Genomic DNA, 16,804 nt, shown 5'->3' with positions numbered 1-16,804 from the left:
GCTCCCTTATGACTGCCAGAGATTTTCAATACGCGGCTGGAACTGCCAGCGCTTGCGAGATAGGGGCTGATCGAGACGGCTAAGCCGCTGTACAGATCCTGCTGAAAACACTCCATCTTCCGCAGAGAAATCATCCAAGCTACCCTCCCAGTAGTAACGACAACTCTCTTCAGTGGGCAACCAGCGCTCCTGCCGGGCCCATTCCGGTTGGTAATCCAGCAACTCCGGGGATTCATAATGATCCAGGGCGCTGCGGAAATTATCCGCACCGATCACCCGTGCGGCAGTGGGGGCTGAAAGGGGAAATGCCTTGCGCCCCAGGTAGAGGTGATACTTTGGCCGGGCCAGGGCTTCACACAGCTCCGCCAGAGTCCAGTTAGCCTCTTCACAGGATCTCAGGGCCACTATCGCCTGCGCATCCACCAGATACTCCCTGCGAGATAACAGGGTTCCCAGACGCGCTTTCCCTACAACCAGCTCATCCCGGCGCGTATGATAGCGGCGCTTGCCGGCGGAATCTGGGACCTGCACCGTGTGGAAATCCTTTAGCAAAGTACCGACATTCAGTACCTTTACCGCCTGGCGATATTGCCGGGCCAGGTTCTGGTGTAAGTCCTCTCGCTCCCGGGGTATTCCCAGTGCCGCACCAAATAGTCCCGCGATAGCGGATTTACCCGGATATATTGCGCTGTGGCGGGATTCCCCCACAGCCACTTCCCCCCAGGAAGCCATGGCACCGTAAAGACGAAATACTAGGTATTCCATAGCGCCACCTATTCGCTGACAAAGGCCAAAAGTTCCTCGATATTACCTTCGCCAGTTACGGCATTGAGAACGTAGCGACTATCGGCACAATCCCCGTACACCTTATCGAAACTCTGCAATTGCTTTTGCAGTGCATCAATAGCGTCATGGGCGTAATCCTCGCTATAGCGATCAACCGGCTTCAGGTAGGCCGCAGAGAGAGAGCGCGGTTGCTGGTCACCGGCTTCGGCCACGACATAAGAGGCATAGGCACGGCTGGCATAGCTGTTTTGTTTACCGCTGGGAGAAACTTTAAGGATTGTCTCAGTTAGCGCAGCTACAGCTCGATCGGCCAGGGGTTTATCCCCGCCCAGGTTTTCAATTAGCAGCTCTTTGTTAATGCAGATATAGGAATAAAATAGTCCCGCAGCAAAACCCGCCTCCCCCAAGTGAGCGGCACCGGCATCCTCGCTGCGATCATTCAAATCGTCTACCGCAGTAAAGTAATCATCTTCAATCACTACAGAGTGAGCCGAGAGTGCATGAGCCACCTGGCACGCCGCTTCCACGTTATAGGTGGGCTTGGAAGCGAGCATACGGCCAAACAAGGCGATATCCACCGCCATGTTTTCCTTGCGCAATAAATCCAACTCTGTCTTCTCCGGCTCCCTCCCCTCTTCTGCCAAGGTTTTCAGTAGTGCATTGATCCCATTTTGCTCAGCACTACTAAGGTGAACTAACTGCTCGATTTCCAAATCGGCCAGAGGGTTATCTTTTTCCGGCTTTTTTAACTTACCGAATTGCTCGGCAATTTTCTGTGCCCACAATTTGGCCTTTTTCTCAGAGACGCCCAGTTCCAATAAAATCTCATAGGCCAGTACCCCCTGACGCTTGGTTCTGGTGCCAATTAGGCTATCCCCCTGCTCTGTTGCCAATACCTGCTGAAACAACTCTGACGTTCGCCAGTGACGCTTAAGGCTCTGGGAAGAGATTCGCAGGCGATCACAACCTCCCATCTTCGCTGTTTTTGGCCGCCCCAAGTCATCCCGGTTCAGGTTCGCAGGGGGATAGGCGGTCAATACATGCAATTGAATAAAGCGGCTCATAAATCTCTCCTTGTTGCGACCGTCAGGCCATCACATTACTTCGATTCATTTCTCAAGTATCTGATCAACAGTCACTGTCAATCGGTCTGGCTTTGCTCTGTGCTTAGTGTTATTATGGGAATAGCATTTAAAATATTTTTAGGCCCCTAAGACCCCTTTAATTTGTAATTCTCTAAATACTTCTCAGTCTGGTAATACGGCGTAGTAATCAGTTGCCCAACGCACAGCCAGGCGTTCCTGTGGATGCCGTGCTGGAATCGTGCGCATCTCTCTTTGCCAGTGCAGCAAATCATTGGCAAGAGAAGCTATATTTGCTCTGCCATCCAGCAGGGCCAGGGCCCGTACTATGCGGCGGTAAAACTCAGCCGTATCGCGACTTTTTTGCAACTGAAAAAAACGTAGCTCACTTAAAGGGGGGCGCCCGCCTCTCTCCCGGGGCATAGCCAGGGACCGGGCAAAACTGACATCCATAGCCTCGCTGCTATCAACATCAATTGTTTTGCTGGTGTTATCAGTTTTTACGTGTGCAATTACGGTGGCTACCAGAGCCGCATCTTCGATACGAATTTGCTCATCTTTCTGCCAGCGCTCGGGCATATCCTTTAAAAAACGGATAAAGGCGGGAGTAGGCATTACATCCATAGGCTCTACCGCACGGCGCAAACGCGCTCGGTCGGCCCGGCCAGCTCTGTCATTGAGCCAGCGGTGCCACTCGCGCAGTCGGCTCACATCTGTATCGCTAAGATATTGATATCCGGCCATCACAATTCCTCCTGTTGTTGCTCAACTTTGGCTGTATTATCCAGAGTCTTTAAACTTGCCAGGCTGGCGAGCTTACTCCTTAAAAGACGTCGCGCCCGAGTCACTCGCTGCAATTTCAGGTCTTCCGCAGAGCCCTCCATTGACCAATGGTCAAACTGCGCTAAAGCCGTTTTTCTCAGTGTGTGTGCCCAGGCAATAGCCACCGGTGCAGGTGTAAATAGGGATTTCTTGGATTCGAGGGATAATTGCTTGAGCAAGCGATAAAACTGGCTTTCCGTCGCCTGCCAAAACGCCTGATCGACAAATGAAAAATCCCCTTTGGCTTCATTAGGGTTATTAAACCAGGCAGCCTTTACCCTAAATCGCAGCTCTTTCAAAGTATCTTTTGCAGCCGTTAAAAGCTGCCCTGCCAGCTGAATAAACAGCGACTGATGCTCAGGGGAAATAGGCAGTACTGGCAGTTCCTGTTCATACCAGCAACGCGCTTTCATATTGTCCATGTCATAGCCAAATCCCCACAGGCGTGCATCGACATTCGAGTCCAGCTCTTCGAGAATTTCCGCATATTCCTCATGGAACAAGCGCACCGCCCGGCTCGCTTCATCACCATTTGAATGGTCATTCCACATAAGCCCTAACCAGTGTCGATAACCGAGACCACTCTGTTGCCCCTTCAAACTCAAGGGTGGGGCTTTTTTCTTGGGGTCACATCGATAGGGCGTAAGGGGATGAATCCAGGGCCCCTCGTAATTAATGCCATAATTCTTAGTGGTATATTCCCGGATTAGTTGATTCGTCTGCTCTCCACAAAGGTCGCAGTAATCCTTGCCTTCTCTCGGGATTTGGAAACGTATCCTGCGCGGCATACCCCAGTACATTTGCAGAGGATGGGTATCATTGGGAGACGTAGAGGAACCTTGTTTGTCAGAGAGGCGGGAGGGAGCGAGCCAGGGGAAGATACAACTATCAGAGCTTTCAGACCTCGCCCCAAACTCCTTTTGTGGCAAGATATTGAGCCACAGTTTCTGCCATAGGTTGGCATTTTCAGCCTCTGGTATTATCAATGTGGTCAGGGGACCACCACCACGCAAACTGGTTCTATGTCCCACACCTCCAGAGGGGGCGTTAATTTGCAAAGTAAACAAGGCACTAGCGGCACAGCTGGGACATACACCCTGCACCCTACCGCCCTTAATAAATAGATCCTGATTATCTCTACAGGTTTTACTGCCCGGCGCCTCAATCAATAGGGCAGCAATCGACTTTGATTCTCCCTCGCTCAATTCCAAGTCCTGCATAAATGCAGGCCCGGACTCTTGAAACAATTCAAAATTGGAAGCGTAGTTTTGCAGCCGTGATTTCAGTGTTTCCTCAGTAGGCGCCTTTTTCCAGTAGACTCCCCAATCATCGACACTTTCAGGTGCAAAAGCTGTTTGCAACAGGCCAATTAAAAACTGGAACAGCGCCCCGCGAAAATCCGGTCGTACCGTGCAAATGTCTACGACAGGATTATCCACCTCGGCAATTTGCCAAGGAGCAATTCTTTCCTGCATACCGCATCGCCGGATAATTGGCAGCCAGGAATCTTCAACCAAATTCACCACGATCCTCCCTGATCCAGTCTCCGCCCTCTTACTCCGTTATAGCCATACTTTTTTCAAGAGCTAGAGGGAACAGTTACACTCAGAGCAGTGCGAGCGCCTCTGCCTCATTTTTGAGTGCTCAATCTCTCAGCGTCACTGCCGGGACACTAATTCCGTTACCTTATGCCACTCTGACTGGGGAAAAATGATCTGGCTCAAGTCTGGGCATCTTTCTCACTTTCCGCACCGGAAATCAGGGTAGCGCCTACTACCTCACACAAAGAAAAGTGCTCAGTTATCGCATAGACCACACACAAGATAAGGGTATTAATCCCATTCGCCTCTCTATATGAGAATATTCCTGTACAGACAATTCCCCCACCCCTTAGCCTGCATCAGCTATTGATATCAATTGTCAATCAACAGATACAAAAAAGCCCCTTGATGGGGCTCAAAACTAGCAACAGATTCTATTGTGAAGGAAATTTAACGAATCGGTATCCAGCTCAATACTAAGTTCATCACTTTTAACCGGCCGGTAGCTATCGGCACTGAATCGCCACTACTAATTCGCTCAACCCTTACCGACTTCAGATAAAAGAAAAGACTTTATTAACTACTTCTGACTCTGCTACAGAGCTGACATCATTTCTATTAGATGTGCGGTGATCCACTACTTTTGATTGTATGGATATACTCGATTGGAGTTCGACTGTGAAAGTGCCGGCAATTATTACCGACACTTTCATACTATTAACTAGAAAATTTCGTAGGTGAAAACTTTTAAATTTACATCTTCAATAGCCTCTAAACCACCCTGAATATCAACTGTCAAGGTATCGCACATATCCGCGGCAATTGAACCATTATCTATCGTTAAGACTACTTCATTGCGAAAATCTGAAATGGGCACATTCGTATAAATATTTTTATCGTCCCTATCAACCCCTATTGCAGTTTGAGTACCATCTTTGGCAACACAACTTGCCGTGATCGAAACGTCATACACATAGTCAAAAATTCTAGGATGATTTCTAGTATAGCAATGTTCTCCCCCATACGAATAACGACAAACGACGTCTGGCCTCAACCGCCCTAAACCAGATACAACCGCAGTAATATCAAAGCGAATTTCTTGCGCACTATCACCTAAGACATCAATTCCAGCAACTCGCCGAGTATCCGAAGTAAAAGAGTACTCAGTAACATTGTGCTTAACGCCACTAATAAAAGCCATTTCTGCAAACGACTGACTCGCTAACATCAAGGCAAACACCGGCAACACAGACTTCAAAAACTTCATTTTTCATCCTTGAAAAAATAATCGAGCAGGCAGTATAAATACCCAATTATTAACTATCAAGAAAACCCACCCAGAAATTAAAATTATAAATATTTCAGTAATTACTACAAAAAAACTTACATATTCAGGCTGCATTCACACTCAATGTGCCCCTCAAAAACGTCAGAAAAATATAAATCCAAACTTAAATCAACCGGCCATTTAAATTACCCACTTATCTTTTTCCGCTACAAAATGGCAAATTACAACACCCCATCAAATAACAGGAAGCCATTCACAGAAAAGCCTGACTTTCATTTAAGCCTTACCCTGTGATTAAAAAGCGACAATTAACGAAGTATAAGAAACATCAACCACATCGCAGACATCGACAACATGCTTAAGAATTTTCTGATAATTAACAACCAAAATGAGCAGTGTAATAAATTGTTAATTCAGCAACCTAAAGCTTGTTCCCGATCGCATTACAGCTTAAGCTGCTCTTTTAGTTTACCTAAAATACACTACCTCGATTACAAGCTAGATCCTGGGTTATCTCAAGCGGGTTATGTTTATTTCACTCGCTCCAACCACTTTTCTTTATTACTGAATCTAGCATAAATACTCCTCAATCAGTTTTCTGTCATTACTTGATCTACTGGTGAAGAAGTAGCAGATATTGACTCCAACTATCCACTCTTTTCCTTATGATCAGCTGATACCCTTCAGAGTTGAAATCTGGTGACCTACCACCTAAAGAGAAAACAAGATCAGGAGGAAGATCCTTGCTGTATTCCAGGTTATGGAGGCCACAGAGAGCGATTAAAGACAATTGCCCGGTACTGTCTTAACTGGGAGAGTCTTGGAGAAGTGAAAAGAACAATAAGGGAATATTGCCCACGGGCTAAACATGTATCGAAAGCTGTAGAGGCCTTCTTAGCCAATCATAAAGCTATCAACTTGTTAAAGCACGATAAGTGCTGGCCGTGCCATTGTGTTCACCGTCAGCTGTCTGACTGGATACGTCCAGTAATCGTTAATACCGCCCAATTCCAACAAGAAGTTTTTTAACCACAAAATGCACTACCCCCAGGTTCTCTATAGTCTTGGCTCTTTATTATCCGCACAGCCTATATACAGATCTGAATATTTCGCATTGGCTACTGGCATTCAACAAATTGGTAAGGTACTGGGCTTTTATGAAGTAAAAATTAAGTGAAAGGTGGCGGCTATCCGGGCGCGTCAAAAGGTACATGAGTGTGTATGAATTGTATGCGAGCGAAGTACCAGACATAAAAAAGGGGGGCGAAACCTCCTTTGAACTCTTTGAATGGACTGAGACTTTCTCTCGGTTTCATGTGTGGTGGCAGAAAAACAACCTCTAGAGCGGTGCTTACGGCGTGCATAGGGAAGCGCAGAAAAAAAGCACCACATGTAATTCCCGCCCCCTACTAAGGAGTCTCAACGGCTGAGCGTAATGCTGAAATTTAAGCGTGGTTTCACCTACTCCAATCGACAAAGTATCGGTTTACTCAATGCTGAGCAGGAAACTCGCTTTAGGCGAAGTGATTTCCAAAACATCCCAAAGGGCGCCCGGAATCACGGTCCCCTAAAACCCTTGATGGTTGGTAATGTACAGAAACTTAAACCTCATAGACCGCCAAGACGACACTATGCAGCTATGCATATGCGCGCCTGTAAAAATTTTCATTCGTCTTCGCTATACATACCAGAGTAAAGCCATGTTGAAAAAGCGACGAACATTGCACCAACTACAAGATAGCCAATCACCCACAGCCATGAATAGGCAAACAGCCAGCGAAGGACATAAATTAGGAGTAAAGTACTAGAACTTATAAATAAGCAGCGACGTAAGACATTCATAATTATTCCCTTACTTAGTCGAATGGCTAGTAACCATATAGTTATTTCTGAAATGACTAGCTATCTACTTGGCCAAAGTTAAGGTCTAAAGTTGAAACTAAGGTTCAAGTTATATTGGTTACATCACTTTCCGTATTGAACACTACAACCAAAGTGCTTGATACAAAACTATCAAAGACGAAGAATACCTGCTCCCCACCTGTAATCCCTCCACAAAAATTCTACTTTTGGGCTACGCACGACTAGCGCGGCGGTGACTGCTGGATCAATCATAGAGATTAAAACCACCCCTCCCACCTCCAGTGTGATTTTTGTATTCAATTCAGATCACATAAAAAATAACTTAGGTCGGCGGTAGTTCTGTAATGAGTTACCGGATTAGCAACCTCTCCCCATAGGTTCAGCTGGTCAGAACACCAAACCCCGAATTAGGGGGGTGCCCCTAATTGTCTCTAAGGAGGGGATAACCCCCTAGGAAAAATCAAATATCTGTTAAAAACACACGCCCAAATCACTCGTGTGTTGGCTCCCTCAGGAGGATCCGTTAAACTCTAGGCTTGGTTTAGAGTTCAGCTATAGCCATCACTAACTAGTGGGCAGTTAATCTATATGTTGTCCCAGAAGTCGAAATACCGAATGCCCGCCCCGCCAAAGACTCAGCCATAAACTGGAGCTACGACGTTACGCCTGCTAGATATTCACAGCCTGAGCCACCATGCATGGGCGTGAATTAAACTCACACCTTTACCGTCCAGGGTACGCACAATCTGCGTTCTCTAGAGGAGAAGTAAGTACATCCGAATAGATTCCCCACTCCGTCATGAATAGAGGCCCAGGAGCAATTCAGTAATGCCCTCTCAATATCTGCCGGGGTATACCTTCCACATCTAACACTTTGATGATATCCCCCTAGTCCGCAAGGTCTGTGTCAGACAGCCCATCCATCCCAACTTATCAGTTCGACATTTATATCCACTGTGATTTACACTCAAATTTTGGCTTGACTGAAATACAGCTTCATAAAAAGCAAAATCATCAGGTTAGGTTTACTTCTGGAATTAATGGGCATCCTTACTCACTAGCATTAAGCCTCAATCTACCCCCAGCGCTTTAAAAACTGCATCGACCGGATCTGCATAGAAGCTAGTTTGAAACTTGGTAAACAGTTCTGCGGGAATTGTGGGGATATCTGCGGCACTGGTAATCGGTAGTGCAACACGCTTACCTCCTCCATCAAAAGCGACTTGCAGACTCTCCGCGATACTTTCGGCAGGAGTAACGCTCCCCCCCAGACTCATATCCCCTAGCACAACTAATTGGGCCTGAGCGGGTTTACCCATAATGCCGGATGCGAATGCCACCAAGCTCGGCAACGCCAGGGAAGCCAGTGGGCCGTTATTCTGGAGTTCAACGATATGTAGATGAAAGTCGTACTCCAGTACCTTAGCCGAGGCGGAGATCCGGGAGGCATTGGCCTTGAAGTAGTTGAAGGCAATTTTAACCTGCTCTTTCGCCGTATTGGAGTTCCACAGCCCTGAAGTCGCCAGCTTGCCACTGCCCTTGGTAACCTGTAACTCCAAGCGATAGAGTCCCGGAACACCCTTATTACTAATGCCAATGGTATGGATAAAGCCCGGTTTCCCAGGACCCTCGGCAATCAAAGCGCCGCCGCCCTGCTCTTTTACGGAGACAAAGTGCTCTTCCAGGGATTCAGCATCGATATAGCTAAAGTGCACATCATAGAACTCCATTCCACCGATTTTCTTTAGCTGCTCTTTCACTCGCCGACGCACCTGCAAAGCGTACTCCAGACACTGGCGAACGGCTTCTTTATCGAACTGGCCATGAGGATATAACAGCTTAAGCAGGCCCGAGACGGTTTTGCGCACAGCAATAGTGTCCCGCTGGTTTAGGTTACTGCCGAGTTTGAAGTACTTATCGATAGCGTCGGCAAAGCTGCGTTTACGCATTTCACGAAAGAACTCCGCCAGGTAATCAACAATTAAACCGTAGCGATTGGTGAAAAACTCCGGGCGCATTTTGGGAATTTCCCAACCTGGAATATAGGCGTGAAAGCGATCGAAGAAGGCGGAGTCAATCATCGGCTCTGGAAAAGGCGCCAATAGATGGCTCGTTTTGACCAGGGACTCGACAGACTGGTTGATATTGCCCACGAAGACCATGGAAGCAGAGGCCTCCATCTGTTCACGACCACGGGCAAATGAACCCGAGGCCATGTAGTCTTTCATAATCTGGACACCATCTTTATCTTTGAAATTAATGCCGGCTACTTCGTCAAATGCAACTAAGTCCCATAAGCCCACCAAGCCAATGCGGCGCGAGCTCATGTTGTAAAACAAATTGGCAACGGTGGTTTGCCCCCCGGATACCAAAATACTGTTTGGCGAGCACTCTTTATAAATGTGGCTCTTACCGGTACCCCGGGGCCCGAGTTCACACACGTTGTAGTTGTTCTCTACAAACGGGATCATCCGCGCTAGCAGGTGCCACTGCACCGAATCATCCAGGTTAGAGGGCTCCATGCCGATAGAGCGAATTAATGTTTCTCGCCAATCCTGCACACTCAGAGCCTGCCGGCCCGCGTACAACTCATCCATATGCATATGCGGCATCTGGATGGGTTTGAGCACCGTTACTCCAAATGGTGAACCTTTTTGCCCCTCCTCGTGGTAGTAGCTCAGGGTAGCAATCACCCAGATTCCACCAACGAGAAGTTTTTCATTATCCTTAACGATGCCGGCAGAAATCTCTGCATCCTTGATCCCCAGATTACTAAAAGTCGCCTCATAGACATCTTTGCGCTCGTTTAAGCGCACACTGACACGGTCAATAACTTTGTAACTTCCGCGCTCACGTACCAGGGATTTCACCTTCTCGGCTTCATCCGGGCGTACATAGTTTTCAGCCAATACGGTTTTGACGTTATTTAGACCCTTTTCAATCACTTCCGGGTCATCCGAGGCGCAGTACATACCCAGTAGATATTCCAGCACGTATACGGGAACGTTGGCACCCTCTTTGATCAGCTTGGTTAAATCTTTGCGTACCACACGGCCGGCAAAGTGTTCATTCAAAAGCTGGTCTAGATCCCTGTTAACTTCACTGTTCATTGCGTATTCTATTTATTAATCGTTTTGCAAGCAGCCTGTTGATGCGGCAGCTCAGAAAAAATCATCGGTGATCGCAAGGTCAATCACTACTCGGTAGCGCGCAATCTCTGTGCCTAAATCCTTATCTCGCAACAGCAGGAAATACTCCTTTTTGCGCTCAAAGTCAGTACCTGAGAGAGATAGGCGCACTTTCTTTATAAGCTGTGAAACCTCAGTGGAAGTACTGTCAAATGTCACGGTCTCTTCACTGGATACCAAAACCTCACCCCCATAAATACCCACGGCGATGGTGACTGGCAACACCTGCTCGCTGACCTGTTCTGTCTGCATCAGGTCAAACGATTGAATGTTGTTCACCATTTTCAAGCTGGGTTTGGGCGAGATCACAGACACTTTGCGTTTGCTGCGGCGCTCTGCTTTATCGCCGCGCAATTGCTGCACCGTGAGTACTGGCACCACAATTTCCTGGGGCATGGCACCGCCGTGTACAAAGCGGGCACCACCGACAAAGTGAAAACGGTTTGCGCCCTTTGGTATCCAGAAATGGGTATCCGACTGGGTACCCGCAGTATTTCGGCTGGAACCACACCAGGCCGCGCCGGTGCTCGGCATATTGTGGCCAATAACGTAGCGCTTTTTGCTCTTTAGTGTGTTGCTCGGCTTATCCGCCAAGGATGTTCGATCAGCGGCTTCCAATTGACTGTGTTGGAATAGAAAACCATGGTCCGCCGTTATGAGTACCGTACTCGTATTAAGCGCCATCATGATCTTGCGGGTAAGCTCTGTCAGCTCCTCAATGGCGTGCTCCACCGCATTGAAAGTCTCCGACTCGGTGGAGGCGCTATCACCCCGGGCATCGACCACATTGTGGTATACGTAGACCAACTGTTGGTTTTTTAATGCCTCGCGGCCTTCGTCTCGGGTCCACCGTTGTACCGTCTCCGCCTGCACCGCCATACCGCTGTAAGCGCTGAGAATCTTGTTGCGGGCCTCGGTGCCCTTGCTGGATTTGCCATCCACAAAGACATCGTCACCGCTGTCCTCGCGGTATTCCAACGTTTGATGGGGCAACAGGGAGGCCATTCCCAGCGTGGTATAGCTCGGCAATACGCCCAACTGGCTGGCCAGCGTCGCTTCGCTATAGCGTTTCTTATTGATGCGCTCCCGCAATTCTACAGCTGCCTCGTACCTAAAGGCATCGCTGATGATAACCACCAAACGGCGCTTGGGTGCTTTATCAAACCGGCTGCGCACCCAGTGCTGATAAAAGTTGTGTTGATTGGGCACGCCTGAAATCTGCCAGTGTGCCAACTTATCCTCAGCCTCCAGCAACTCGCCCCAGTTCCGCGCCAATTGGCCCATAAACCAGTTGGCATAACACTGCTCTATTTCGCTATCCAGCGGTTTGAGAAGCTCCACCTGCGCATTGTGAGAGGCCGCCCAGTAGTGGCGGTAGGCGCTGTCGAAGCGGTATAGCTCAGATTCATAGGCCTTGTAGAGCGCCTCTGCGGAAGAGAAATGGAAACCGCTGTGATGCTCGTAGCGCAACTCAAACAGCTCAATAGCCGCAGTCAAGGCTGTGTATACCCTGCGGAACTTGCGCCGCAAAGGGTCATCTTTATGGCGCGAAGCCCAGTAGCCATCCAGCCGCTCCGAGATCACCCGCAGGAAGCGCTTCAGATCCGCAGGCTGCGCCGCTGGAATATGCTCGGCCAGGTCGGCAATGATTCTCAACTCGGCTTGTCGGAAAGTGGCTACATTGACCAGCGTATCCATGGGTAGACTCTGGATACGCTGTTCTATATTGAGCGCGGTCGCAACCCAGTCCGCAATAACATCGTAAGCCCCGTAGTAGCGGGAACTGTCTCTCCAGCGGGAAAGCAAAGTGCGCGCAGTGGCGCGGGCGTCGGCGCTGGAAATCACTAAAGAGCGCGCCCAGTCAGGCACCTCTGAGATGCTCTCGCAGAAACCGGTGGCCAGTAACCGCAGCAGGCACAGGCCAAGTTTGAACGGCTCCTCACCCTTCAGTTCTTCTGGGGTGGCCGGGTAGCCCACTTCCGCCTGCAATGCCTTTACCAGTGGCGGTACCAGGGCGTACTTCTCCAGCGCGCCCATCGAAGCGGGATTTTCTTCCAAGCCGCGCTGTTTATCGGTGAGCTCAGCGCCCAAGGTAAACAGAATAGAGGCGATATCGGCACTCTCGGCAGTAGTCACCACCGCAATCATGGCAAGATCCAGTGCCGTTTCATCCATGTCCGACGATTTAAACCGCTTTAGCCCCGCCAGACGCTCTTTGCTACTAAGGAACTTTTCGCGCTTGGCCAGGTGTGCACGCAGGGATTGCTGCTGCAGCCGCAGATCGTTAAAGAGGATGGAGATTCGATCGGCATGGAAGCACCGGGCATAGAGCTTAATATCCAGCAACCAATCGTCTTGTGCGACGGGCTCCGCATAAGGGAAATACAGCAGATATTTTCCGGCACTATCCTCAAGCTCCAAGCGCAATTTAACCGCGAGTGAAGACTCGGCTGACATATTGAGTGTTGTTACCTCCGCTAGAGATAACTCGGCTAGCACCTCAGTAAAACTTTGCTCAGGATCGTACCAAAATACGATGCGACCGTTTTTCTGGGAAAACGCCTGCTCTAAGCCTTGCTGTAACTGCTGTATATTCATGCCGCCTCCGGTTTTTTCCCGGTAATCGCTTTAACCTCTGCCAACAAATCGCCGAACTTGCCGTAGTTCACTTTTACCCCATCATCCAGATCCAGTGGAATGCGCTGATCCGCGAAGTGGCGCAGTTTTTCGTCGAACTGGGCTAGCTCCGCCTGTTGTTTGTGCAGCTTGGCGATTTCCTTTTCCAGGCGCTTGGTTTCCGCCGCTGAGCTGCTGGCCGCCTTGTCCTGCTCCAGTTTTTGCTCGTAGGTACTCATTTTTGCGCTTAAAGGAATCACATATTCCGTGCGCATACGCGCCAGTGTGCCTTCGTTATAGCGATGTAGATAGACCAGGCATTCAAAGGCCTTTTGCTTGCCAGAGCTGAACAACCAATAAATGGGGCGCTTTTTATAGGTTTGCAGGTGATCTTTGAAAAACTTAGCGCTGATGTAGCGGCGCAGGGTGTCGCGGCTGGACTCGTTCTTTTTGGGTGAGAGGTTGTCGGCCAAAAAGGCCAGGTTTTGCTCCAGCTGTGCCGCATCCCACGCTGTGCCGATAAATTCGATCACGCGATTGCAGGCGTCATCTGTAAACCACTCGATATCCGTCAGCGGGATAATGCCGTCTTCGTCGGCGGGAAAGCGGGTGTAGTAACCCTCTGCTAAAAGCGCATCGAAGCCCTCGTTACCGCTGTGGGCATAAATCAGGCCGGGCCGATCTAATGAATAGCGCCCCATGATGCAGCCGATGGCGTAGGAGACCAGCTCCTGCATAGTGTCCTGGCGGAAGCGGGTCCACTGCTCCTCGGTTGTCAGCTTGCCGCCGTAGCGGTAGGCGGGATTTACCGTGAGGGTAATCTGCTCGATAGGGACGTCAGGAGTGAGCTCGTCGGCCAGGCCATAGGCGTCGATAAAGAGGCGGTTATTCTCCTCCTCCAAGCGCTGCATTTCGGCGATGGTGGCGCGGTTTTGGGTGATCCAGGCGGTGTAGCTGGATTCCAGCGTGGGCACAGTATCGGAAGAGGCCGTTAGAAGGGGGAGGGATTGGAAATCCCAGGAGGTTTCGAAGCTATCCCAGTCTTGTCGCGCCGCTGCGACCGCCTCAATTGCCAGTCGCTGGGTCTCTGGCGGTGTCACTTTTTCTGGATAGGGAAGACGCCTAAAGTCGCCAACTTGAAAATGAAAACTAGCATTTAGGATCGATCCCAATCGCTCTGCAAGTCGAGTATTCAAAAAACAGAGGATGAAACTTTCTTCTTCTTTAGTCTCCGAGAACGCACTGTGCCCCGAGACATCAAAGATGTGCCCAGTTGGATAGTACCTAGCTGCAAGCCCCTTCGAGGTTAGGTCAGTCCAAGAGACGCTGGAACGGAAGTAGAATTGTTTTGCCCTAACTGGCGCGCCTGCATAATCCATAGGCAGATCTGAGTACCGGTGAATCTCTCGACCATAGTCTTGCCAGTTCACTACGTACTCACTGTTTCCATACCAACTTCGGTACTCTCCACCCTTGTTATATGGAAACCACTTTAGGCCCGACTCGGCCGCAGCCTGACCATCGGCGAATGTGAATCCGACGTTGCCTAAGGCAACTTCCGACCAGTTTCGCAAGAATAGCTCATTCTTGCAGGTAGCCAGTCCTTGCTTAGCAACAACCTTCTCAGCGCAGTTTGTTCCTGTAAATAACTCTCGAATAGCTCGAGGTACCCAATAAGACAACGGGCTGCCAGGAATCTTCTTGAATTCTTGCTGGGCCGTTGCGCCGAATCGTTGCTCGCCGCTCACCAAGGCAGCTTTTTTTTCCTCCTCGCCCCCTTCCAGAAGCTTTAAAAATGTCGGTTTGTAGCCAGGTGATGGGGTGTTTCTTAGGGCGGAAGCAGCTGTCTGAACGACCTCTCCCGAAATGCTTCCGAAGGCCCGCGCCCCAAGGTGAGCCATTGTAGTGATGGTCTTTGTTTCGAGGATCTCCTTCCGCATTTTTTCGAATGACGACAACGACATCCAACTCTGCATCGTAACCATGGCACTGTGGCCAGCTTCCTTCGCCAGAGAAAAGCCACGCTCAATAAAGCAAGCAAAGAGGTCGGCCTTGGTATCGGGAAAGTGACCCTTGGCAAACTTCTTGATGAGGGAGTTCATTCCTTTACTCCCCATATACGGCGGATTCGCCACCACCGCATCGTACTGCGCCGCCAGCAATTCGGCCTGTGCTACCTGTGGCCCCAAGCGCTTGAGCGCCTCCGCCACAAACAGATCCTGAGTCGTAGTCTCGCTCAGCTGCTTTAGCGCCGGCAGCTTTGCCGCCAGTTCCTCGGGTACCTGAATCAACGACCCAAAGGTTGTCGCGTGCTCGAACAGGCGTTTTAGCTCGATAAGATCGCCAATCTCCAGCCCATAGTTCGCGAGCGCCATTTGCACTTCGGGGTTTTGCGCCAGCCCCTCTGCATCAAAGCCTGCGCTGTCTTGCAGTGCCATCACATTGAGCTTTACACCGCGCTCAAACAGCCGCCGGTCATCGGCGCGGCCCTTCATCATCAGCGCAAAGCCCGTCAGCTGCGCGGCGCGCTCATCGATATCGAGGCCGAATAGGTTCTTCTCAAGAATCAGTTGCGGTAGATCCCGCTGCCGATAGCCGCGCTCTAAATAGATGGCCTTAAACAGCTCATAGGCCTCCACCAGAATGTGCCCGGAGCCACTGGCCGGGTCGATCAGGGTCAGCGCTTCGGGGTTTAGGCTATCCGGTGTCATGGCGGCGAGTTCCGCATTGACTTCATCGGTCTGCTCGGCGGGTTCGATGTAGTACGCCATCTGCGCCTTGAGGGGTGACTCGGGATAGGTCGCCAGCCATTGAGCTCCCAACGAGTTCTGCACCATGTACTTCACAATCCAATTGGGTGTGAATAGCTGGGTGGCCGCCGGAATATCTTCTGACTTAACCACCTTGCCGATCACCTGATCTTTCTTATCGGAGATATAGAACTGGTACAGCCAGCCGATAATCTCGATATCCTGCCAGTCCTGTTCCGGAATCCCGGCGATTAAGTCGCGAATCAGTGAGTCGGTTTTAGTGAGGTTTTGCGGCAGCAGCAGTTCGGTGGCATCGTCGAGCGCCTCAAACAAAAATGGCATGGCGCTGTGCAGGGCGTGACACTGGGCCAGTAACAGCTCGCGGTACAGCGCCTCATCTTTGCTGCCGTCCAGTTTCAACTCGACTAGGGTTTCCCTATCCAGCCCGGGCAATTCGATATCCAGACAGTCATCCAAAATCTGGAAACCTTGCGGGTCGCTGGGGTGTGAGAGTACGCGGCGGCCATGGTCGAGATAGCCTTTGAGCTCCATAAAACGGATAGCACAGAGACGGTTAAACCAACTGTAGGCGGCCTGATCCATGGTGGCGTGGAAGCCTTGCGCTTGCACCAGCTGCTGAAGGGCATTGCGGGCACGGGCAATACTTTTCGGAAACGGGCGCTCGCCAATCAGTACAAGGTCACCCTTTTGCACCATCGGCTCAATACACTCAGCCGTGATGCCATAACGAGCCGCCTGGCGGGTAACGGCATCGATAAAATCAATACGGGCTTTGGGCGCGTAGCGGGCGATATTATGGGTATTCATTGCAATATCAATTCCTGGGCACTCAACCGCAGCGAGCGCT

At 50.0% G+C, this 16,804-nt stretch carries 8 protein-coding genes; all 8 read right to left on the bottom strand.

What is annotated here, in order from left to right:
- Window positions 1-6: 6 nt before the first annotated feature.
- The 8 genes from cas5e to pglX all read right to left on the bottom strand — a co-directional run bounded on the left by cas5e (window position 7) and on the right by pglX (window position 16,764).
- Complete coding sequence (cas5e, locus tag ACJJIS_RS03175) at window positions 7-765, bottom strand: type I-E CRISPR-associated protein Cas5/CasD (RefSeq protein ID WP_475709461.1); 759 nt, start codon at window positions 763-765, stop codon at window positions 7-9.
- Between the two features lie 8 nt (window positions 766-773).
- Entirely contained in the window at window positions 774-1,850 is a 1,077-nt protein-coding gene (gene cas7e, locus ACJJIS_RS03170) for a type I-E CRISPR-associated protein Cas7/Cse4/CasC (RefSeq protein WP_444911466.1), read from the bottom strand.
- Between the two features lie 183 nt (window positions 1,851-2,033).
- On the bottom strand, window positions 2,034-2,612 hold the full coding sequence (casB, locus tag ACJJIS_RS03165; RefSeq protein WP_444911467.1) for a type I-E CRISPR-associated protein Cse2/CasB: 579 nt from the start codon (window positions 2,610-2,612) through the stop codon (window positions 2,034-2,036).
- The gene (gene casA / locus ACJJIS_RS03160; RefSeq protein WP_475709460.1) at window positions 2,612-4,213 is read right to left on the bottom strand and encodes a type I-E CRISPR-associated protein Cse1/CasA; all 1,602 of its coding nucleotides are present in this window, start codon (window positions 4,211-4,213) and stop codon (window positions 2,612-2,614) included. Before casA ends, casB begins: the two co-directional genes overlap by 1 nt.
- A gap of 739 nt (window positions 4,214-4,952) precedes the next feature.
- The gene (locus tag ACJJIS_RS03155) at window positions 4,953-5,498 is read right to left on the bottom strand and encodes a hypothetical protein (protein WP_475709459.1); all 546 of its coding nucleotides are present in this window, start codon (window positions 5,496-5,498) and stop codon (window positions 4,953-4,955) included.
- A gap of 2,954 nt (window positions 5,499-8,452) precedes the next feature.
- Entirely contained in the window at window positions 8,453-10,492 is a 2,040-nt protein-coding gene (gene brxL, locus ACJJIS_RS03150; RefSeq protein WP_444911470.1) for a protease Lon-related BREX system protein BrxL, read from the bottom strand.
- Between the two features lie 51 nt (window positions 10,493-10,543).
- Complete coding sequence (gene pglZ, locus ACJJIS_RS03145) at window positions 10,544-13,168, bottom strand: BREX-1 system phosphatase PglZ type A (RefSeq protein ID WP_475709458.1); 2,625 nt, start codon at window positions 13,166-13,168, stop codon at window positions 10,544-10,546.
- Complete coding sequence (gene pglX / locus ACJJIS_RS03140; protein WP_475709457.1) at window positions 13,165-16,764, bottom strand: BREX-1 system adenine-specific DNA-methyltransferase PglX; 3,600 nt, start codon at window positions 16,762-16,764, stop codon at window positions 13,165-13,167. Before pglX ends, pglZ begins: the two co-directional genes overlap by 4 nt.
- Window positions 16,765-16,804: the final 40 nt, after the last annotated feature.

It is taken from the genome of Microbulbifer maximicatervae (SeqCode), assembly GCF_056231245.1.
The sequence above is the reverse complement of the archived record's forward strand: the minus strand, read 5'-3'. Positions and strand labels throughout refer to the sequence as shown.

Excerpts from the sequence above, each read along its gene's own strand:
- brxL (WP_444911470.1), bottom strand. The coding sequence starts at position 10,492 with ATGAACAGTGAAGTTAACAGGGATCTAGACCAGCTTTTGAATGAACAC.
- pglX (WP_475709457.1), bottom strand. The coding sequence starts at position 16,764 with ATGAATACCCATAATATCGCCCGCTACGCGCCCAAAGCCCGTATTGAT.
- casB (WP_444911467.1), bottom strand. The coding sequence starts at position 2,612 with ATGGCCGGATATCAATATCTTAGCGATACAGATGTGAGCCGACTGCGC.
- cas7e (WP_444911466.1), bottom strand. The coding sequence starts at position 1,850 with ATGAGCCGCTTTATTCAATTGCATGTATTGACCGCCTATCCCCCTGCG.
- cas5e (WP_475709461.1), bottom strand. The coding sequence starts at position 765 with ATGGAATACCTAGTATTTCGTCTTTACGGTGCCATGGCTTCCTGGGGG.
- ACJJIS_RS03155 (WP_475709459.1), bottom strand. The coding sequence starts at position 5,498 with ATGAAGTTTTTGAAGTCTGTGTTGCCGGTGTTTGCCTTGATGTTAGCG.
- pglZ (WP_475709458.1), bottom strand. The coding sequence starts at position 13,168 with ATGAATATACAGCAGTTACAGCAAGGCTTAGAGCAGGCGTTTTCCCAG.